At 70.1% G+C, this 20,922-nt stretch carries 16 protein-coding genes and 2 pseudogenes; 12 read left to right on the top strand and 6 right to left on the bottom strand.

The window, feature by feature from the left end; translation table 11 throughout:
• Positions 1–5: 5 nt before the first annotated feature.
• On the bottom strand, positions 6–644 hold the full coding sequence (locus ACWIDW_RS05760) for a nucleotide exchange factor GrpE (RefSeq protein WP_454123679.1): 639 nt from the start codon (positions 642–644) through the stop codon (positions 6–8).
• Positions 645–646: 2 nt separating this feature from the next.
• Positions 647–2,509, bottom strand: a complete 1,863-nt coding sequence (gene dnaK / locus ACWIDW_RS05755) for a molecular chaperone DnaK (RefSeq protein ID WP_454123678.1) — start codon at positions 2,507–2,509, stop codon at positions 647–649.
• A 199-nt stretch (positions 2,510–2,708) separates the two neighbouring features.
• Here dnaK and ACWIDW_RS05750 point away from each other — a divergent pair, with 199 nt between their 5' ends.
• The 12 genes and pseudogenes from ACWIDW_RS05750 (at position 2,709) to ACWIDW_RS05695 (ending at position 15,571) form a co-directional block, all read left to right on the top strand.
• Complete coding sequence (locus ACWIDW_RS05750; RefSeq protein WP_454123677.1) at positions 2,709–3,419, top strand: sirohydrochlorin chelatase; 711 nt, start codon at positions 2,709–2,711, stop codon at positions 3,417–3,419.
• Between the two features lie 221 nt (positions 3,420–3,640).
• Positions 3,641–5,362 (top strand): nitrite/sulfite reductase, encoded by a 1,722-nt coding sequence (locus ACWIDW_RS05745; protein ID WP_454123676.1) that lies wholly within the window; start codon positions 3,641–3,643, stop codon positions 5,360–5,362.
• A 160-nt stretch (positions 5,363–5,522) separates the two neighbouring features.
• Entirely contained in the window at positions 5,523–6,251 is a 729-nt protein-coding gene (locus ACWIDW_RS05740) for a phosphoadenylyl-sulfate reductase (RefSeq protein ID WP_454124496.1), read from the top strand.
• A 314-nt stretch (positions 6,252–6,565) separates the two neighbouring features.
• Positions 6,566–7,459: pseudogene (gene cysD, locus ACWIDW_RS05735) on the top strand (sulfate adenylyltransferase subunit CysD); the annotation flags it as partial.
• Positions 7,459–8,832, top strand: a complete 1,374-nt coding sequence (locus ACWIDW_RS05730) for a sulfate adenylyltransferase subunit 1 (protein WP_454123675.1) — start codon at positions 7,459–7,461, stop codon at positions 8,830–8,832. The pseudogene cysD and the gene ACWIDW_RS05730, both read left to right, overlap by 1 nt.
• A 57-nt stretch (positions 8,833–8,889) precedes the next feature.
• Positions 8,890–9,954: an ABC transporter substrate-binding protein gene (locus ACWIDW_RS05725; RefSeq protein WP_454124494.1), complete on the top strand. Its 1,065-nt coding sequence runs from the start codon at positions 8,890–8,892 to the stop codon at positions 9,952–9,954.
• Positions 9,954–10,790, top strand: a complete 837-nt coding sequence (locus ACWIDW_RS05720) for an ABC transporter ATP-binding protein (protein ID WP_454123674.1) — start codon at positions 9,954–9,956, stop codon at positions 10,788–10,790. The genes ACWIDW_RS05725 and ACWIDW_RS05720 overlap by 1 nt, the downstream gene beginning before the upstream one ends.
• The gene (locus ACWIDW_RS05715; protein ID WP_454123672.1) at positions 10,780–11,688 is read left to right on the top strand and encodes an ABC transporter permease; all 909 of its coding nucleotides are present in this window, start codon (positions 10,780–10,782) and stop codon (positions 11,686–11,688) included. Before ACWIDW_RS05720 ends, ACWIDW_RS05715 begins: the two co-directional genes overlap by 11 nt.
• Positions 11,685–12,674, top strand: coding sequence for a uroporphyrinogen-III C-methyltransferase (cobA, locus tag ACWIDW_RS05710; protein ID WP_454123671.1), 990 nt, complete (start codon positions 11,685–11,687; stop codon positions 12,672–12,674). The genes ACWIDW_RS05715 and cobA overlap by 4 nt, the downstream gene beginning before the upstream one ends.
• Positions 12,671–14,218 carry an FAD-dependent oxidoreductase gene (locus tag ACWIDW_RS05705; protein WP_454123669.1) on the top strand — a complete coding sequence of 516 codons (1,548 nt, stop codon included), beginning with the start codon at positions 12,671–12,673 and terminating at the stop codon, positions 14,216–14,218. Before cobA ends, ACWIDW_RS05705 begins: the two co-directional genes overlap by 4 nt.
• A pseudogene (gene fdxA / locus ACWIDW_RS05700) lies at positions 14,215–14,526 on the top strand (ferredoxin); the annotation flags it as partial. The gene ACWIDW_RS05705 and the pseudogene fdxA, both read left to right, overlap by 4 nt.
• Positions 14,527–14,650: 124 nt before the next feature.
• Complete coding sequence (locus ACWIDW_RS05695; protein WP_454123667.1) at positions 14,651–15,571, top strand: NAD(P)/FAD-dependent oxidoreductase; 921 nt, start codon at positions 14,651–14,653, stop codon at positions 15,569–15,571.
• A gap of 18 nt (positions 15,572–15,589) precedes the next feature.
• Here the strand turns inward: ACWIDW_RS05695 and ACWIDW_RS05690 are convergent, their stop codons facing one another.
• The 4 genes from ACWIDW_RS05690 to ACWIDW_RS05675 all read right to left on the bottom strand — a co-directional run bounded on the left by ACWIDW_RS05690 (position 15,590) and on the right by ACWIDW_RS05675 (position 20,776).
• Positions 15,590–17,026, bottom strand: coding sequence for a maltokinase N-terminal cap-like domain-containing protein (locus tag ACWIDW_RS05690; RefSeq protein ID WP_454123666.1), 1,437 nt, complete (start codon positions 17,024–17,026; stop codon positions 15,590–15,592).
• Entirely contained in the window at positions 17,023–18,786 is a 1,764-nt protein-coding gene (treS, locus tag ACWIDW_RS05685) for a maltose alpha-D-glucosyltransferase (protein WP_454123664.1), read from the bottom strand. The genes ACWIDW_RS05690 and treS overlap by 4 nt, the downstream gene beginning before the upstream one ends.
• 125 nt (positions 18,787–18,911) lie before the next feature.
• Positions 18,912–19,373 carry a DUF3817 domain-containing protein gene (locus ACWIDW_RS05680; protein WP_454123663.1) on the bottom strand — a complete coding sequence of 154 codons (462 nt, stop codon included), beginning with the start codon at positions 19,371–19,373 and terminating at the stop codon, positions 18,912–18,914.
• Between the two features lie 137 nt (positions 19,374–19,510).
• A complete protein-coding gene (locus ACWIDW_RS05675; protein ID WP_454123661.1) occupies positions 19,511–20,776 on the bottom strand; it encodes a DUF222 domain-containing protein in 1,266 nt (421 codons plus the stop codon).
• Positions 20,777–20,922 lie beyond the last annotated feature (146 nt).

Here is a 20,922-nt window from a genome sequence, read left to right as displayed (position 1 = left end):
ATCACCTACTCCGCAGGGACGGCGACGACGACCTTGGCCGGACGCAGTTCGACATCGCCGAGACGGTAGCCCACCTCGACGACCTCGAGGATCGTTGAGGTGGCGGCACCGGGGGTCGGCTGCTGGAAGATCGCCTCGTGGTGCTGCGGGTCGAACTCCTCGCCCGGCGCGCCGTAGGCGACGACACCGAGACGCTCGACGACGCCGCGCAGCTTGTCGGCGATCACGGCGAAGGCCGAGCCCTCGACGAGGTCGCCGTGCTGGTCGGCGCGATCGAGGTCGTCGAGCACGGGCAGCAGCCCCTTGGCGACCTCGCCCTTCGCCCGGGCGATCTCGACGTGGCGCTGCTCCTCTGTGCGGCGGCGGTAGTTGGCGTACTCGGCGGTCAGCCGCTTGAGGTCGACCAGCAGAGCGTGCTCGGCGTCGATGATGCCCGCGTCGGAGCCGTCCTCGCTGGCCGCTTCGTCGATCTGGTCGGCGTTCAGGATGTCGTCGACTGTGAGGTCGTCGTCCGACCCCTCGGCCGCGGCGGCCTCGGTGGAGTCCGGGTTGTCAGGAACGTCCTGGTTCTGCGGCGCGGGGCCGGATGCCTGAGCATCCGACCCCTCCGGAACCTCGTTCTCATCGAAGTTCTTGTCCGTCATGATTACTTCTTCTCTTCGTCCTCGTCGTCCACGACCTCGGCGTCGACGACATCCTCCTCGGGGGCGGCGTCGGCAGGAGCCTGGTCGTCTGCGGGGGCGCCGGCGGCGGCATCGGCCTGCGACTGGGCGTAGATGGCTTCGCCCAGCTTGGTCTGCGACTCGTTCAGCTTGTCGAACGCGGTCTTGACCGCGTCGTCGTCGTCACCGGCCAGAGCCGTCTTGAGCGCGTCGACGTCGCCCTGCACCGAGGTCTTGACGTCCTCGGGGAGCTTGTCCTCGTTCTCCTTGATGAGCTTCTCGATCGAGTAGGCGAGGGTCTCGGCCTGGTTGCGGACCTCGGCGGCCTCGCGGCGCTTCTTGTCTTCGGAGGCGTGCTCCTCGGCCTCGCGCACCATGCGGTCGATGTCCTCCTTCGACAGCGACGAGCCGCCGGTGATGGTCATCGACTGCTCCTTGCCGGTGCCCTTGTCCTTGGCGGACACGTGCACGATGCCGTTGGCGTCGATGTCGAAGGTGACCTCGATCTGCGGGATGCCGCGGGGGGCCGGTGCGATGCCGGTGAGCTCGAAGGTGCCGAGCGGCTTGTTGTCGCGGGTGAACTCGCGCTCGCCCTGGAAGACCTGGATAGCGACCGACGGCTGGTTGTCGTCGGCGGTGGTGAAGGTCTCGCTGCGCTTGGTCGGGATCGCGGTGTTGCGGTCGATGAGCTTGGTCATCATGCCGCCCTTGGTCTCGATGCCGAGGCTCAGCGGGGTGACGTCGATGAGCAGCACGTCCTTGCGCTCACCCTTGAGGACACCGGCCTGCAGGGCGGCGCCGACGGCGACGACCTCATCCGGGTTGACGCCCTTGTTGGCGTCCTTGCCGGTCTCGCGCTTGACGAGATCGGCGACCGCCGGCATGCGGGTCGAACCGCCGACGAGCACGATGTGGTCGATGTCGGCGACCTTGATGTTCGCCTCGCGGATGACGTCCTCGAAGGGCTTCTTCGTGCGGTCGAGGAGGTCCTTGGTGAGATCCTCGAACTTCGCGCGGGTGAGGTTCTCGCTCAGCGAGACGGGGCCCGAGTCGGTCAGCGACAGGTAGGGCAGGTTGATCGAGGCGCTCGTCGAGCTCGAGAGCTCCTTCTTGGCCTGCTCGGCGGCCTCCTTGAGGCGCTGCAGTGCGATCTTGTCGCCCGAGACGTCGACGCCGGTGGTCTCCTTGAACTGCTTGATCAGGTAGTCCACGACGCGCTGGTCCCAGTCGTCGCCGCCGAGGCGGTTATCACCTGCGGTGGCGCGCACCTGGATGGTCGAGAAGTCGTCGTCCTTGCCCACTTCGAGCAGCGAGACGTCGAAGGTTCCGCCACCGAGGTCGAAGACGAGGATGAGCTCGTCCTCCTTGCCCTTGTCGAGGCCGTAGGCGAGAGCGGCGGCGGTGGGCTCGTTGATGATGCGCAGCACGTTGAGGCCCGCGATCTCTCCGGCCTCCTTGGTCGCCTGACGCTCGGCGTCGTTGAAGTACGCGGGAACGGTGATGACGGCGTCGGTCACGGTGTCGCCGAGGTACGACTCGGCGTCGCGCTTGAGCTTCTGGAGGATGCGCGCGGAGATCTCCTGCGGCGTCCACTTCTTGCCGTCGACGTCGAACGACCAGTCAGTGCCCATGTGGCGCTTGACCGATGCGATCGTGCGGTCGACGTTGGTGACGGCCTGGCGCTTGGCGGTCTCGCCGACCAGCACCTCGCCGTCCTTGGTGAATGCGACCACCGACGGGGTGGTGCGAAAGCCCTCGGCGTTGGCGATGACCTTGGGCTCGCCGCCCTCGAGGACGCTGACCACGGAGTTGGTGGTTCCGAGGTCGATTCCGACAGCACGTGCCATGTGTTTCTCCTTCTGAATCGGTGAAGTCTGCGGACGATCAGGGTGAACCTGAGTCGTGATGACTCAAGTGTAAACCCACCCCCGGATGCTGTCAAACAAAGTTGATATGCATTGACTCAGGTTTGCATCCTGCGGGTCGCATTTCGCTGTTTGACGACGGTCCGGCGGCATCCGGACGACCCGATCTAGAGTCGCCCGCATGGCCCGACCCGCGCTGCTCGCCGTCTCGCACGGCACCTCCGACGCCGACGGCGCCCGTTCGATCGCGGCGCTCGTCGCGCGGGTGCCCGAGCGTCTGACCGATGTCGACGTGCGCGCGGCGTTCGTCGACGTGCAGCAGCCCGACGCGGAGAGCGCGCTGGCCGCGATCGACGGACCGGTGGTCGTCGTGCCGCTGCTGCTCTCGCAGGGCTTCCACGTGCATCACGATCTGCACGGCATCGTCGTCCGGCGACCGGATGCCGTCGTCACCGACCCGCTCGGCCCCGATCCCCTGCTCGCCGAGGTGCTCGCGTTGCGGCTCGAGAGCGAGCCGGCCGGGCCGGTCGTGCTCGCCGTCGCGGGCTCGCGCGACGAGCGCTCGGTGCCGGATGCCGAGGGCATGGCCGCCCTCCTGCACGCGCGCACGGGACGCCGGGTCGATCTCGCGTACCTCGCCGCCCGGCATCCGGATCTGCCGACGGCGCTTGCCGCCGCCCCGGATGCCGTCGTCGCGACCTACCTGCTCGCACGCGGGTTCTTCTTCGATCTCGCCGTCCGCCACGCCGGCGCGCACCCGATCACGGCGCCGCTGCTCGACGATCTGCTGCCCGAGCGGGGCATCCCGGACGTGCTGGTCGACCTCGTCGTCGCGCGCTACTCCGCCGCATCCGGCCTGACTCGCCGCCGGTCGGCGAACGCGCCGAGGTAGGACGAATTCCCGTGATCTGGTCCTACCCCGGGTGAAGCGCCTTCGCTGGTGCGGCGCCCTGCTCGCCACGCACAGATCCACCGATCGCACCACCCCTCCGGCGTCACATTTCGCGTCACGTGACGTTCTGTTTCCCTCCTGGTCGCTGCGTGTCGGGAAGGGTTTCGGGCTCGAATCGCAGTCCGTACGGTGATCCCCAGCCATTCACCTGAGGGGGCTCGATGACCATCCAGCAGCCGACGACCATCCGGGGCGCACGCACCCGCACCAGCCGCACGCCGACCAAGCCGCACGGCCAGTGGGCGATCGACGGCACCGAGCCGCTCAACGGCAACGAGGAGTTCAAGCTCGCCGACAACGGCCTGAACGTGCGCGAGCGCATCGAGACGATCTACGCCCAGGGCGGGTTCGCGAGCATCGACCCGACCGACCTGCACGGCCGCTTCCGCTGGTGGGGGCTGTACACCCAGCGCAAGCCCGGCATCGACGGCGGCCGCACCGCGCAGCTCGAGCCGCACGAGCTCGAGGACGAGTACTTCATGCTGCGGGTGCGCATCGACGGCGGTCAGCTGAGCACCGCGCAGCTGCGTGTGATCGGCGAGATCTCGACCGAGTTCGCCCGCGACACCGCCGACATCACCGACCGGCAGAACGTGCAGCTGCATTGGGTGGAAGTGCAGGACGTGCCTGAGATCTGGCGTCGCCTCGAGGCTGTCGGGTTGAGCACCACCGAGGCGTGCGGCGACGTGCCGCGCGTGATCCTCGGATCGCCCGTCGCCGGCATCGCCGCCGACGAGCTCATCGACGCGACCCCGCAGATCCGCGAGATCGCCGACCGGTTCCTGGGTGACGAGACACTGTCGAACCTGCCCCGCAAGTACAAGACCGCGATCACCGGGCACCCCAGCCAGGACGTCGTGCACGAGATCAACGACTGCGCCTTCGTCGCGGTCGAGCACCCCGAGCTCGGCATCGGCTACGACCTGTGGGTGGGTGGCGCCCTCTCGGTCGTGCCGCGACTCGGCGAGCGCCTGGGTGTCTTCGTGACTCCCGACCGCGTGGCCGAGGTGTGGCACGGCGTGACGCAGATCTTCCGCGACTACGGATACCGGCGCCTTCGCAACAAGGCGCGGCTGAAGTTCCTGCTCGCCGATTGGGGCATCGAGGGGTTCCGCGCCGTGCTCGAGAACGAGTACCTCGAGGCGCCGTTGCCCGACGGCCCCGCCGCCCCCAAGCCGAACAGCCTCGGCGACCACGTCGGCATCCACCGGCAGAAGGACGGCCGCTTCTTCGTCGGCGCCGCCCCGCTCGTCGGCCGTGTGTCCGGCTCGACGCTGACGGCGCTCGCCGACCTCGCCGAGGCGCACGGCTCGCAGCGCATCCGCACCACACCCCACCAGAAGCTGCTCGTGCTCGACATCGACGAGAGCCGCATCGACAGCCTCGTGCAGGGGCTGGATGCCCTGGGCCTCTCGGCCCGACCGAGCCTGTTCCGCCGCGGCACGATCGCGTGCACCGGCATCGAGTTCTGCAAGCTCGCGATCGTCGAGACGAAGGCCAACGCCGCCCGCGCGATCGAGCAGCTGGAAGAGCGCCTGGGCGCGCTCGAGCCCGAGATCGGCCGCCCCATCACGCTGCACGTGAACGGATGCCCGAACTCCTGCGCCCGCATCCAGACCGCCGACATCGGCCTGAAGGGCCAGCTCGTGCTGATCGACGGCGAACAGGTGCCCGGCTACCAGGTGCACCTCGGCGGCGGGCTCGCGAGCGTCGACCGCGAGGATGCGGGGCTCGGGCGCACCGTGCGCGGACTGAAGGTGCCGGCGGACGGCATCGCGGACTACGCCGAGCGGGTCATCCGCCGCTACCTGGCCGACCGTGACGGCGCCGGCGAGACCTTCGCGCAGTGGGCGCACCGAGCCGACGAGGAGGCCCTGCAATGAGCATCCCCGACAGTGGGTCCCTGAGCCTACCGAAGGGCTTCCCTGCAGTGAGCGCCCCAGAGATCGGGCCCCTGCAATGAGCGCCCCAGAGAGTGGGCCCCCTGCAGTGAGCGCCCCAGAGATCAGGCCCGCTGCAGAGAGCGCCCCAGAGAGTGGGTCCCTGAGCCTGCCGAAGGGTCACCGCCCCGCCGCAGACCTGCGCGCGCTCGCCGAGCGCGGCAACGCCGAGCTGCGCAGCCGGCAACCCGATGAGGCAAGCCCGGCCGCGGTCGTCGCGTGGGTCGCCGCGAACTTCGCCGTCTCGCAGGCGGCGGTCGCGTGCTCGATGGCGGATGCCGCGCTCCCGCACCTCGTCGCGCAGCGCCTTCCCGGTGTCGACGTGCTGTTCCTCGACACCGGCTACCACTTCGCCGAGACGACGTTCACCCGCAACGAGGTCTCCTCGCGGCTCGACGTGAGAGTCGTCGACGTGCGACCCGGGCAGAGCGTGCGGGAGCAGGATGCCGAGTTCGGCAGCGACCTGTTCGCCCGCGACCCCGGGCTGTGCTGCGCCCGACGCAAGGTCGAGCCGCTGCAGCGGACGCTGGGTGGCTACGAGGTGTGGTTCACCGGCGTACGCCGTGACGAGGCGCCCACGCGTGCCACGACCGAGCTGGTCGTCTGGGACGAGCGCAACTCGCTGGTGAAGGTGAACCCCGTCGCGGCCTGGAGCTTCGACGACCTCACCGACTACGCCACCGCGCACGACGTGCCGGTGCACCCCTTGATCGCGAACGGATACCCGTCGATCGGATGCGCGCCGTGCACGAAGCCGGTCGCCCCGGGCGACGACCCCCGATCCGGCCGCTGGGCCGGGCTGACGAAGACAGAATGCGGGCTGCACGTATGAGCACCACCATCAAGATCACCCCAGCCGAGCCGCTGACCGTCCCAGTTGGGTCCCTGACCGCCCCAGTTGGGTCCCTGACCGCCCCAGTTGGGTCCCTGACCGCCCCAGTTGGGGCCCTGAGCCTGCCGAAGGGCGCTTCGACAGGCTCAGCGACCCAAAGCGGGGCGTCAACGACCCAAAGCGGGGCGTCAACGACCCAAAGCGGGGCGTCAGCAACCCAAGGCGGGGCGTCAACGACCCAAGGCCGGGCGTCAACGACCCAAAGCGGGGCGTCAGCAACCCAAGGCGGGGCGTCGACAACCCAAGGTGGGGCGACCCAGCTCGACACGCTCGACCTGCTCGAGGCGGAGGGCATCCACATCATCCGCGAGGTGGTCGCCGAGTTCGAGCGTCCAGTGCTGCTGTTCTCGGGCGGCAAGGACTCGGTCGTGGTGCTGCACCTCGCGGCGAAGGCGTTCGCGCCGGGGCGGGTGCCGTTCCCTGTGCTGCACGTCGACACCGGGCACAACTTCCCCGAGGTGATCCGCTTCCGCGATGAGACGGTGGCCCGGCTCGGCGTCGACCTCGAGGTCGCGCGCGTGCAGGACTACATCGACGACGGCCGGCTCGCCGAGCGCCCCGACGGCACGCGCAACCCGCTGCAGACCCTGCCGCTGCTCGACGCCATCGCGGCCGGGCGGCACGACGCGGTGTTCGGCGGCGCCCGCCGCGATGAGGACAAGGCGCGCGCCAAAGAGCGCATCATCTCGCTGCGCGACGAGTTCGGGCAGTGGGATCCGCGCAACCAGCGCCCCGAGCTGTGGAGCCTGTACAACGGCCGCCACCTGCCCGGTCAGCACGTGCGGGCCTTCCCGATCTCGAACTGGACCGAGCTCGACATCTGGCGCTACATCGAACGGGAGGACATCGCGCTGCCGCCGCTGTACTACGCGCACGAGCGCCAGGTTTTCCAGCGCTCGGGCATGTGGTGGGCGGTGGGCGAGTTCTCGCAGCCGCACGACGGCGAGCAGGTCGAGCGACGCACCGTGCGCTACCGCACCGTCGGCGACATGAGCTGCACCGGAGCGGTGGAGTCGGATGCCGCCGACACGGCCGCCATCGTCGATGAGGTAGCCCGCACGACGCTCACCGAGCGCGGCGCGACCAGGGCCGACGACCGCATCAGCGAGGCCGCCATGGAGGACCGCAAGAAGGACGGATACTTCTGATGACCACGAACAGCGCGACGCCACGCGTTTCGACTCGCGTAGCGGTTCCTGAGCGAGCGAAGCGAGACGAAGGGCGCTCAACGACCGGGGCGTTGTTCCGGTTCGCGACCGCGGGCTCGGTCGACGACGGCAAGTCCACCCTGGTGGGCCGGCTGCTGCACGACGCGAAGGCGATCCTCGCCGACCAGCTCGACCAGGTCGCGGCCACCTCACGGGCCCGCGGCTTCGCGCACGGTGCCTTCGACTTCGCGCTGCTCACCGACGGCCTTCGTGCCGAGCGCGAGCAGGGCATCACCATCGACGTCGCCTACCGCTACTTCGCCACCGACCGGCGCAGCTTCATCCTCGCCGACTGCCCCGGCCACGTGCAGTACACCCGCAACATGGTCACCGGCGCCGCCACGGCCGACGCCGTGATCGTGCTGGTGGATGCCCGCAAGGGCGTCGTCGAGCAGACCCGTCGCCACCTCGCCGTGGCGTCACTGCTGCGCGTCGAGCACGTGATCGTCGCGGTGAACAAAATCGACCTCGTCGGCTTCGACGAGCAGACCTACACGGGCATCGAGCTCGAGGCGCTGCGGGTGGCAGACGAGCTCGGCATCCGCGCCGTGCGCGTGCTGCCGGTCTCGGCCCTCGAGGGCGACAACATCGTCGACCGCTCCGCACGCACCCCGTGGTACCGCGGTGAAACGCTGTTCGAGCTGCTCGAGATGCTGCCCGTCGGCGCCGCTGTCGATGAGCCGCTGCGACTGCCCGTGCAGCTCGTGCTGCGCCCGCAGGGCGGGCTCTCGCCCGACACCCCGGCCGACCAGGTCGAGCGGCTGCGTGACTTCCGCGGCTTCGCCGGCCGCATCGCGGCAGGTGCCGTCACGGTCGGCGATCGCGTGCAGGTGCTGCCCTCGGGCCGTGCCACCGAGGTCACCGGCGTGCACGTCGCCGGCGTCGACACCGGCACCGCGGCGGTGCGCCAGTCAGTCACTCTCACCCTCGCCGACGAGATCGACGCCGCCCGCGGCGCCCTGATCGTCGCCGAGGGATCGGCGCCGCGGCTGCGGCGGGATGCCGTGGTCGAACTCTTCCAGCTCGACCCGCGCGCCACAGCCGCGGGCGCCCGGGTGCTCGTGAAGCACGGCACCGCGACCGTGCAGGCGATCGTCGCCGAGGTGCTCACCCGACGCGATCTCGAGACCCTCACCCACGGCGATATCGGCGCCGAGGGCTCGCTGGCCGAGAACGAGATCGGCCGGGTGCGGCTGCGCCTGGCATCCGACCTCCCGCTCGAGACGTACGCGCAGAGCCGCGAGGGCGGCTCGCTGCTGCTCATCCACCCCGCCGACGGCGCCACGCTCGCCGCCGGCACCGTCATCGACTGACCCGACTGAACCATCCGCACCACAGAACCACGAGCCTAAGGAGGCGAAACCGTGAACATCACCCGCAGGAACAGGACATTCACCGCACTGGGAGCCCTGGCGATGGGACTCACCGCAGTGGTGCTCGCGGGCTGCGCCCCGGCATCCGGCTCCGCGACCGAGCCCGTCACCGAGCTGCGGCTCGGCTACTTCGCCAACGTCACCCACGCGCCCGCGCTGGTGGGGCTGTCGGAGGGGCTGTTCGACGACGCGCTCGGCGACGTCGACCTGAAGACCGAGATCTTCAACGCCGGCCCCGCCGCGATCGAGGCTCTCTCGGCGGGCGCGATCGACGCCACCTACATCGGCCCCAACCCGGCGATCAACACGTTCATCCAGTCCGGCGGCGCCTCGGCGCGCATCATCGCCGGGGCGACGTCGGGAGGGGCCGCGCTCGTCGTGCGCGACGGCATCGACTCGCCCGACGATCTGGGGGGCGCGAACCTCGCCAGCCCTCAGCTCGGCAACACGCAGGACGTGGCGCTGCGCAGCTGGCTGGCCGACGAGGGATTCGAGACGTCGACGGCCGGCGGCGGTGACGTCTCGATCACGCCGACCGAGAACGCCCAGACGCTGACGCTCTTCCAGGACGGGCAGCTCGACGGCGCGTGGCTTCCCGAGCCGTGGGTGTCGCGACTGGTTCTCGAGGCGGGTGCGCACGTGCTGGTCGACGAGGCCGATCTGTGGGATGACGGGGCGTTCCCGACCATGGTGCTGCTCGTGCGCAAGGACTTCGCCGACGAGCATCCGCAGATCGTCGACAAGCTGCTGGCCGGGCACATCGCCTCGGTGGCGTGGCTGGACGAGAACGGATCGGAGGCCGGCCCGGTCATCAACGCCCAGCTCGAGAAGGCGACCGGCAAGCGGCTGCCCGACGACGTGCTGGCGCGGGCGCTGGAGAACGTCGACTTCACCGTCGACCCGCACGCCGAGACGTTCGCGACGCTCGTCGCGAACGGGCTGCGGGCCGGCACGCAGAAGAAGGGCTCGATCGACGGGCTGTTCGACCTGCGAGCGCTCAACGCGCAACTCACGGATGCCGGCGACGACACCGTGTCGGCCGCGGGGCTCGGTGAGCAGTGATGACGACCCGCGACACCCTCGCGCGCCCGGAGGTCACGCACGCCCCCCTCGCGCCCAGCTTCGATGGCGTCAGTCCGCTGCCCGGCGAGCGCCCTGTCTCCGAGCCGGCGGTGCGCATCGGGCATGTCACCAAGCGCTACGGCGCCGGGCCAGTCGTGCTCGACGACGTCTCGCTCGACATCGCCCCCGGCGAGTTCGTGTGCCTACTCGGGGCATCCGGATGCGGCAAATCGACCCTGCTGAATCTCATCGCCGGCCTCGAGCCAGTGACGTCCGGCGTGATCGACACCCCCGGTGAGGGATCTGCGGTCATGTTCCAGGATGCCGCGCTCATGCCGTGGCTAACCGCCCGGCGCAACGTCGAGCTGGCGCTGCGACTGCGCGGCGTGCCGCGCGGCGAGCGCCGCACGGAGGCCGACCGGCTGCTGGCGACGGTGAACCTCGCCGACGCCGCAGACAAACGCCCGCACGAACTCTCCGGCGGCATGCGCCAGCGGGTCGCTCTCGCGCGGGCGCTGGCCCAGGATCGGCCGGTGCTGCTGATGGACGAGCCGTTCGCCGCCCTCGACGCCATCACCCGCGACCTGCTGCATGAGGAGCTCGAGCGGGTGTGGCGCGCGACCGAGCGGACCATCGTGTTCGTCACGCACAACGTGCGCGAGGCCGCGCGACTCGGACAGCGCGTGGTGCTGCTCTCGAGCAGGCCGGGCCGGATCGCCGGCGAGTGGCGCATCCGCAACACCGTCGGGCAGCGTATCGAGTCGCCCGAGGTCGCCGCCCTCGCCCGCGAGATCACCGCGGAGCTGCGGAAGGAGCTGGCCCGCAATGCCTCATGAGACCTCCACCGCGTCGGTCCCCGACTCCGGTGAACACGACGACCTGCGCACCCTCTCCGCCGGTCTCGACCGGCTGCAGTCCGAGGCCGCCCAGACCGCACCGCGCTGGCGGGAGGTCGTCGCCAAGGCGCTGCCCCCGATCGTCCTGTTGCTCGTGCTGCTGGTCGTCTGGCAGCTCTACATCGCCGTCGCCGCTCCGCGCCCCGACAAGGCGCCCAGCCCCGCCGCCGTGCTCGCCGCACTGGGCGACGCGTGGGAATCGGGCCGCTTGCAGCAGGCGGTGCTCACCAGCCTCGAACGCGGCGGGCTGGGCTTCGTCATCGCGATCGCCATCGGCACGCCGCTCGGCCTCGCCCTCGCGGAGTGGAGGCTGCTGCGTCGTGCCGCCGGCCCGCTGATCTCGGGACTGACCGTGCTGCCCTCGGTGGCCTGGGTGCCCGCCGCGATCATCTGGTTCGGTCTGACCGACGCGACGGCGTACTTCGTGATCCTGATGGGCGCGATCCCCTCGATCGTGAACGGCCTGCTCTCGGGCATCGACCAGGTGCCGCCGCAGCTGCGCCGGGTCGGCACGGTGCTCGGCGCCAGCCGGTGGCAGCTCGCCACCGCCGTCGTGCTTCCCGCCTCGCTGCCCGGCTACGTCGCGGGCCTCAAGCAGGGCTGGGCGTTCTCGTGGCGATCGCTGATGGCCGCCGAGATCATCACGATGGGCGGCTCGATGGGCTTCGGTCTGGGAACGCTGCTCAACCAGTCGCGCGAGCTGGCGGATCTCGCCAGCGTGCTCGGCACCATCATCCTGATCCTCACGATCGGCATCGTCATCGAACTGGTGCTCTTCGGGCCCCTCGAACGCCGGATGCTGCGCGATCGCGGCCTGCTGCTGGGAGGCACCTCATGACCGGAACAGTGACCTCTGCCGGAACAGTGACCCTCGTGGGTGCCGGCCCCGGCGATGCCGGCCTGCTCACCCTGCGCGGACTGCGCGCGCTCGAGAAAGCCGACGTGATCGTCGCCGACCGGCTCGGCGCCCGCAGCGTGCTCGCCCAGCTCGAGGCCGAGGGTGCGCTGATCGACGCCGAGGTGATCGACGTCGGCAAGCTGCCCGGGCATCACCCGGTTCCGCAGGACGGCATCAACGCGCTGCTCGTCGAGCTGGCCCTGGCCGGCCGTGAGGTCGTGCGCCTGAAGGGCGGCGATCCGTTCGTGTTCGGCCGCGGCCGCGAGGAGCAGCTGTTCTGCGAGGCCGCCGGCGTGCGAGTCGAGGTGGTGCCCGGGGTGACCAGCGCCGTCTCGGTGCCTGCGGTCGCGGGCATCCCGCTCACCCACCGCGGCGTGGCGGCGTCGTTCAGCGTCGTCAGCGCGCATGACCAGATCGAGCCCGGCGGATCGCTGAGCACCTCCGGCGCCGATCACACGCTCGTGCTGCTGATGGGCGTCAGCACGCTGGGGCACTCGGCGCACGTGCTGGCCGCCGGCGCCCGCGGCGCCGCCTGCCCCGTCGCGATCATCGAAGACGGCTACGGCACCGGGGAGCGCGTGACCGTCGGCGCGCTCGGCACGATCGCGCATCTGGCCGCGTCGAGGCAGGTGCGCTCCCCCGCGGTCGTCGTGATCGGCGAGGTGGTGCGGCTGAGTCCGTTCGCCGCGGCGCTCACCCCGGCGTCGGCGGATGCCGATGAGCCGGCGTCCCCGGCATCCCGATCAGCGGCCGCCGCCTCCTCGTCCGCCGCACCCGGGAGCCCCTCGCGACCCGTGCGCCGGCGTGCGCGCTCGCGTCTCGCGGCCGCGCTCGACGCCGGGCTCGCGGTCGACACCGGGCTGATCCGTGCGATCGACGTCCACTCCTCCCCTTCTTCTTCGTCTCGAAAGGCTCACCTGTCATGACCCTCTCCCCGCTGCGCGTCGCGATCGTCGGCGCGGGACCGGCCGGCATCTATGCCGGAAACCTGCTGGCCCACGCGGTGAACGCCCTGAATGGTGCGGTTCCTGAGCCTGCCGAAGGGCAGGGACCCAGTGCACCCGACGCCGTCGAGATCGACCTGTTCGAGTCGCTGCCTGCCCCGTACGGGCTGATCCGGTACGGCGTCGCGCCCGATCACCCGCGCATCAAGGGCATCGTGTCGTCGCTGCACGAGATGCTCGACGCCCCTGGGCCCCTGAGCCTGCCCTCCCCTGGGTCCCTGAGCCTGCCCTCCCCTGGGTTCCTGAGCCTGCCCTCCCCTGGGTCCCTGAGCCTGCCCTCCCCTGGGTCCCCGAGCCTGTCGAAGGGCCGGCGCACCATCCGGTTCATCGGCAACGTCGAGGTGGGTCGCGACATCGCGCTCGACGAGCTGCGCGAGCGGTACCACGCGGTGATCCTCGCCACCGGCGCGCTGCGCGACGCCGCCCTCGACATCCCCGGCGTCGACCTGCCCGGATCGTACGGCGCGGCCGACTTCGTGGCCTGGTACGACGGGCATCCCGACGTGCCGCGCACCTGGCCGCTGGACGCGTCATCGGTCGCGGTGATCGGCAACGGCAACGTCGCGCTCGACGTGGCGCGGGTGCTCGCCAAGCAGGCCGTCGATCTGCGCACCACCGAGGTGCCCGACAACGTGCTCGCCGGTCTCGAGTCGTCGGCCGTCACCGACGTGCACGTGTTCGGCCGGCGGGGGCCCGCCGACATCAAGTTCACCCCGATCGAGCTGCGCGAACTCGGCGAGCTGCGCGACGTCGACATCGTGCTCTACGACGAGGACTTCGAGGGCGTCGATCCGGCCGCCGCGCCGAACAACCAGCTGAAGGTCATGCTGCGCACCCTGAACTCGTGGCGCGGCCGGGCGTCGACGGGCGCGTCGCGGCGGCTGCACCTGCACTTCTGGCACGCGCCGGTCGAGATCACCGGTGACGGCCGGGTCGACGGCATCCGGTTCGCCCGCACCGCACCCGACGCGGCCGGAGCGCCGGTGCCGACCGGCGAGGTGCGCGAGTACGACGTGCAGGCCGTCTACCGCGCGATCGGCTACTACGGCACGCGCGTCGAGGGCGCCGACTTCGACGAGCGCCGCGGCGTCGTGCCGAACGTCGAGGGGCGTGTGCTCGGCCAGCCCGGGCTGTATGCGACCGGCTGGATCAAGCGTGGCCCGGTCGGGCTCATCGGGCACACGAAGTCGGACGCCCTCGAGACCGTCGGGCACCTCATCGCCGACGCGCAGGCCGGCGTGCTCGCCGACCCTCCCGCACCTGGGTCCCTGAGCCTGCCGAAGGGCGACGTGCTCGACCTGCTCGACGAGCGCGACACGGCGTACACGACGTGGGACGGCTGGCTGGCGCTGGATGCCCACGAGCGTGCCCTCGGCGAGAACCACGAGCACGTCCGCGAGCGCGTCAAGGTCGTCGGGCGCGATGAGCAGGTCGAGATCTCCCGGCCGGGGGTGCTGGCCCGATGACCTACGTGATCGCACTGCCGTGCGTGGACGTGAAGGACCGCGCCTGCATCGATGAATGCCCGGTCGACTGCATCTACGAGGGCGAGCGGATGCTGTACATCCACCCCGACGAGTGCGTGGACTGCGGGGCATGCGAGCCGGTGTGTCCGGTCGAGGCGATCTACTACGAAGACGATCTGCCCGAGGAGTGGGCCGACTACCACCGGGCTAACGTGGAGTTCTTCGACGAGATCGGATCGCCGGGCGGCGCGGCGAAGGTCGGCGTGTACGACGTCGATCATCCGGTGGTGGCGGCGGTCCCGGCGCAGGGCCCTTCGACAGGCTCAGGGGCCCAAGAAGAAGCAGGCTCAGGGGCCCAAGAAGAAGCAGGCTCAGGGGCCCAAGAAGAAGGCTCAGGGGCCCAGGACAACGCAGGCTCAGGGATGGGTGCGCATGTCTGACTACGACGTGCTCGTCGTGGGCGGCGGGCCGGCGGGGCTGTCGGCCGCGCTCAACCTAGGGCGCTCACTCGCCCGCGTGCTCGTCGTCGACGCGGATCGGCCGCGCAACGCGGCCACGCTCAACTCGCACGGCTTCCTCACGCGCGACGGGCTGCCGCCGTCCGAGCTGCGGCGCATCGCCCGCGACGAGCTCGCGGCGTACCCGAACGTCGAGATCCGCTCTCGGGTGCGGGTGGGCGCTCTGACGGTGACGGATGACGGGTTCGCCGCCGGCATCGGACGCCGCGACCCGTCCGAGCAGGTGACCGCCCGGTCGGTGCTGGTCGCGACCGGGCTGCGCGAGACGCTGCCCGACGTGCCGAATCTGCGCGGGTTCTACGGCATGAGCCTGTTCAGCTGCGCGGCCTGCGACGCGTGGGAGCTGCGCGGGCGCAGCCTGGCGCTGATCGGCGAATCGACCGACCTCGCCGACCGGGCGAGGCTGATCGCGCACTGGACGACGCGGCTCACCGTGTTCACGAACGGATCCGACGCGGTGACCACCGCAGAGGAGGCGGAGCTCGCGGCCACCGGCGTGGGCGTCGTCCGCTCGCCCATCGTCGAGCTGACCGGAGAGCGCGGCCGGATCGAGGCGGTGCGCACCGCCGACGGCGACGAGCGTGCGATCGACGGCGGGTTCGTGCGCCCGGAGTGGGAGGCGGATCTGTCGTTCCTCGACGGCATCCGGCCCGAACGCGATGGTGACGGACATCTGGTCACCGACCGGTCGGGTCGCACGAGCATCCGCGGCCTGTACGCGGCGGGCGATGTCGCGGCCCCCGGGCCGCAGCAGCTGATCGTGGCGGCCGGTGCCGGCGCACGCGTCGCGGCGGTGATCACACACGACGTGATCGGCGTCGCCACCGCGCACTGAGCGCGCCTCGCCGCACGCTCATCTCGCGGCGATGCGCTCCAGCGCGACCAGCGGGATCACGACCCACGACGGCCGGTTGCGCTTCTCGTAGATCGCCTCGTAGACCGCCTTGTCGGCCTCGTACGCGTCGAGCAGGGTGCGCAGCGGCGTGCTCAGCTCACCCTCGGCGTCAGCCGAACCGGGATCGAGAGCCGCGGCGTACGCGTGCAGGAAGTGCTCGCGCGCGATCGCCGACCACTCCTTGGCCCGTTCGCCGCGCAGCTCCTGCCCCTCGTCTTCGAGCGGACGGCCGGCCACCGCCATCTCGACGACACCCGGGGCGTAGCTGAACGAGCGGAGCATGCCCGCCACGTCCCGCCAGGGCGAGTCGGGCAGAGCGCGTTCGGCGAAGGGCCGGCCCGGCTCGCCCTCGAAGTCGACGATGCGCCAGCCGTGCGAGGTGCGCAGCGTCTGGCCGAGGTGCAGGTCGCCGTGCACGCGCTGCACATCCATCCCGTCCAGCCGACCGACGGCGTCGTACAGCGCGCGCAGGCGCCGGGAATAGGGCTCGATCTCGGGCACGACGGGCAGTGCCCGCTCGAGGCGCTCCGACATCGTGCGGGCCAGCTGTGCGGTCGCGTCAGGGCCGCACCGCTCGGACGGGAACCTCGCCCGCAGCGCGGCGTGCACCTCGGCGAGCGCCTCACCGAGCCGCGCGGCCTCACCGCCGAAATCGCCGCCGGATTCCGGCACGGTCAGCTCCGGGTCGGCCAGAGCCGTGCGCACGCTGCCGGTGGCGAGCTCGAACCCGTCGGTCGCCGTGTTCAGCAGCTCCTGCAGCATCGCGAGCTGCAGCACCTCGCCGTCGAGATCGATCTCGATCCACCCGTAGAGCTCGGCGATGTGCTCCGAACCGGCGGTGGTGAGCACCTCGTGGATCTCGATGTCGGGGTTCACTCCCGGGCTGACCTTGCGGAACAGCTTCATGATCGCGGTGTCGTCGAAGCGCAGCGACGAGTTCGACTGTTCGCCGGTGAGCGGCGAGGAGCGCAGGTCGGGGTCGAGGGCGGGGCTGGCCGACACGCGGCGGAAGCGCAGCCCGCCGGCATCCGCCTGCCCGCTCGGCTCGGCGGCGATGAACCCGCGCAGCCACAGCGCCATCGCGTCGCGGTCGTGGACCGCGTCGTACAGGTGGCGCTCGCGTCCGTCGACTTCGACGGCACCGACGTAGGCGTGGCTGTGCCGATCGTCGAACTCGTCGTAGGCCGACAGCGGCACCTGATAGAGCTCGTGTCCGCCCTCGTCGTCGGCGTAGTCGACGGTGACGAGCAGCACCCGCACGGCGGGATCACGCCCGGCATCCGTCAGCTCGCCGAGCTGTCGCACCGCGGTGACGTGGAACGGGCGGCCCTTGCCCCCGAACCACCGGGTGCGAACCAGGTAGCCCTCCAGAAGGGCATGATCGATCAGGCTCACAGCAACCCCACCTCCTCAGAATCCTCCGCCGGCGCGTGCAGCTGGAACCAGTAGAAGCCGTGTCCGCCGAGCGTCAGCAGGTACGGCCACTCGCCGATGCGCGGGAACGGCACCCCGCCGACCAGCTCGACCGGGATCATCCCTTCGAAGCGCCGCAGATCCAGCTCGACCGGCTGCGGGAACTGCGACAGGTTGTTCACGCACAGGATCACATCCGACGTGCCATCGTCGTTCGTGTGCTCGCGGGTGTACGACAGCACCGACGGGTTCGAGCCGCCGAGGTCGTTGAAGCTGCCCAGGCCGAATGCCGGATGCCGCTTGCGCGCGTGCACCATCTGCCGCGTCCAGTGCAGCAGCGACGAGCGGTCCTCCTGCTGCGCCTCGACGTTCACGGCGAGGTAGCCGTAGACGGGATCCTGCACGACCGGCTTGCTGAGCTTGCCGGGGTTCGCGGTCGAGAAGCCGGCGTTGCGGTCGCTGGTCCACTGCATCGGGGTGCGCACCCCGTCGCGGTCGCCGAGCCAGATGTTGTCGCCCATGCCGATCTCGTCGCCGTAGTACAGCACGGGCGAGCCGGGCAGCGACAGCAGCAGGGCGGTGAACAGCTCGATGCGGTCGATGTCATTCTCGAGCAGCGGGGCGAGGCGTCGGCGGATGCCGATGTTGGCCTTCATCCGCGGGTCCTGCGCGTACTCGTTCCACATGTAGTCGCGGTCTTCGTCGGTGACCATCTCGAGCGTCAGCTCGTCGTGGTTGCGCAGGAAGATGCCCCACTGGCATCCGGACGGGATCGTGGGGGTGTCGGCGAGGATCTCGCTGATCGGGTAACGCGATTCGCGACGCACAGCCATGAAGATGCGCGGCATCACCGGGAAGTGGAAGCACATGTGGCACTCGTCGCCGCCCACCTCGGGGTCGCCGAAGTAGTCCACCACGTCGGCCGGCCACTGGTTGGCCTCGGCCAGCAGCACCCGGCCCGGGTAGTTCTCGTCGACGAAGCGGCGCACCTTCTTCAAGAACTCGTGCGTCTCGGGCAGGTTCTCGCCGTTCGTGCCCGGCCGCTCGTAGAGGTACGGGACGGCGTCGAGGCGGAACCCGTCCAGACCCATGTCGAGCCAGAAGCGCATGGCGTCGAGCATCGCCTCGTGCACCTTCGGGTTGTCGAAGTTCAGGTCGGGCTGGTGGCTGAAGAAGCGGTGCCAGAAGTACTGCTTGCGCACCGGGTCCCACGTCCAGTTGCTCGGCTCGGTGTCGACGAAGATGATGCGGGCGTCTTCGTAGAGCTCGTCGGTGTGGCTCCACACGTAGAAGTCGCCGTAGGGGCCGTCGGGGTCGTTGCGGCTGGCCTGGAACCACGGATGCTCGTCGCTGGTGTGATTCATGACGAAGTCGATGATCACCTTGATGTCGCGCTCGTGCGCCGCGTCGAGGAACTCCTGGAAGTCGTCGGTCGTGCCGAGATCGGACTGCACTCCCGTGTAGTCGGCGACGTCGTAGCCGCCGTCGCGCAGCGGGGAGGGGAAGAACGGCGGGACCCACAGGCAGTCGACGCCCAGCCACTGCAGGTAGTCGAGCTTGTCGATGAGGCCGCGGAAGTCGCCGATCCCGTCGCCGTCGCTGTCTTTGAACGAGCGGACGAGCACCTCGTAGAAGACTGCTGTCTTGAACCACTCCGGCGCGGGGCTTCCCGGGGTGTCGGGGAACGGCTCCTGTGTGAGCACGGGGATCGAGGCGGTGTACGGGGCGGGTTCGGCGGTCATGCGGGCTCCCTCACCATCGGATTGCGTCCGAGCATGCGCCCAACCTGTCACACGCGACGAGCGCTGGCTAGGGTCTTGCGCACCCCTTGACCCACGCTGGTCGACGTGCGATGAGAGCCGAGGGCTCAGCGACCGCCGGGAGGTCCGATCAGCAGCAGGATGGTGAAGATCGCGACGATGGCGACGAGGATCAGCACGGCGAGCACCCACGGGCGGTGCAGGAACCAGCGCATCGTGCGGTCGTACCAGGTGCGGTCGCGTGGGTCGTCGGTCTCGGTGAGCCGCCACTGCCCCTCGAGTCGTCCGCTGCGGTGCAGCCAGATCTCGACCGGGATGGTGGCGTACGGCACGATCGCGCTGGCGATCGTCGTCGCGGCGACGCCGGCGTGCCAGCGCTGGTTGAACGCGAGCAGAACAGCCGTCGCGCCGTAGGAGAGGAAGACGAATCCGTGGATGCCGCCGCCGATCGTGACGAGCACCGACGGCTGCCCGACGGCGCGCAGGATGAGTGCGCTGATGAGCAGGGTCCAGGTGATCGCCTCGGCGATCGCGAGCACGCGGAACAGGCGAGCGGGAGTGGTGAACACGGTTCTCCTCGAGTGGGTGTGCTTCCACGGTAGGCGAGCGCGGCTATGCGCCGGCCCGGGGTCCGGGCCTTCCCGGGCCCGAAGCGAGAAAGATCAATCGAAAGGCTGACACGACTGTGGGCTCTGCGGATGCTGCCTCAGAACGGCGGCGGCGTGAAGGTGACGGTGTTCGGAGGCGGTGGCTTGTCGACGTAGGTCCGACCGGTGGGACTCGTCCACTCCAGAAGTCCGTCGCCGAGCTGGGCGACGTGCCACGGCGTCTGATGTTTCAGCACATGATGTCGTCGGCACAGAGCGGCCAGGTTCTCTTCGCTCGTCTCGCCGCCGAACGCAGCATCACGGGTGTGATCGAGGTCGCTGTCGCGGGCCGGCATCCCGCATCCGGGGAAGCGACAGCGTTCATCACGCGATCGCAGGTGGCGACGCAGTGATTCCGGAGGTCGGTACCTGTCGACCGACAGCACCCCGCCGTTCACCGGATGAGTGAGCACCCGATCCCACCCGGACGCGGCACCGGCCAGCGCCTTCGCGGAGGCGAGATCGATCGGAGTCCGCCCGGAGAGCTCTGCGGCAGGTCCGCCGGAGCCCATCAGCGTGGTCACCGGCACGGTGACCGCGACCTGCGCGCTGATCGATGCGAGCAGTCCGTCGGCGGTGTCGTGACCGGCCGGAGCTCCGGTGAGCAGCAGATCCATCGCCAGGTCGAACCGAAGCTGCGCGAAGGTGCGCGAGTCTGTGGCCTGATTCGGGTCGTCGTCGCGGTCGGCGAGCGCCTTCGCCATCTGCGAGAACCGATCGTGCGCACCGTGGATCAGCACCGACGGGCCGTACACGTGCAGCTCGGACATGGCATCCGGACCATCCGTCACCCACACGCCACGATGCGATCGCGCATCCTGGTGGCGCTCGTCGAGCGTGCGCGACTGGTACTGCTGAGCGATCCGCTCGGCGATCACCCGCACCCGGTTCGGGGACTCGTCCTGTGCGATCTGCAGCACGCGCGCGGCGTAGGCGGCACGCGCGTCGTCGTCGTCGATGTGCGCACCGGCGTCGACGATCACCCGCGCGTGCCCCGTCGTGATCAGCCCAGCCCCCTGCGCCTGCCACACCTGCGGAAACCGCTCGACCAGCACTTCGGCCGCGACCATGCGTCGCTGCACGGTGCGGTCGCTCACGCGCAGCGCCGTCGCGAGTTCGGCAGCCACGGTGCGCAGGGTGAGGTCGGAGTCGTCGAGCCCGTCGCCCCTCTCGGCGATCGACATCGCCAGCCGATTCGCGAGCGCGAGCAGGCCGTCGCGAGCGGCCAGCACTCCCTGCAGAGTCTTCTCGACAGCCTGCAGCGAAGACACGATCGCGTCGAGATTCGCGATGTCCTCACGTGTCGCCATCGACAGCTTGTTCATATCTCGAGTATGCGAGGGGCCACCGACATTCGAACGCCCGATCGCCCTCTCGAGGGGGCCGAACAGGTCACGAACGCGTAACGGTCTGGCATCCGCCCATGTCACCCGTCGGACCCGACGATCTACACTCGATCCGCACCGGGAAT

This window comes from Microbacterium sp. NPDC055312 (genome assembly GCF_053645675.1).
Note: the sequence above shows the minus strand (reverse complement) of the source record. Positions and strands in the feature narration are given on the sequence as shown.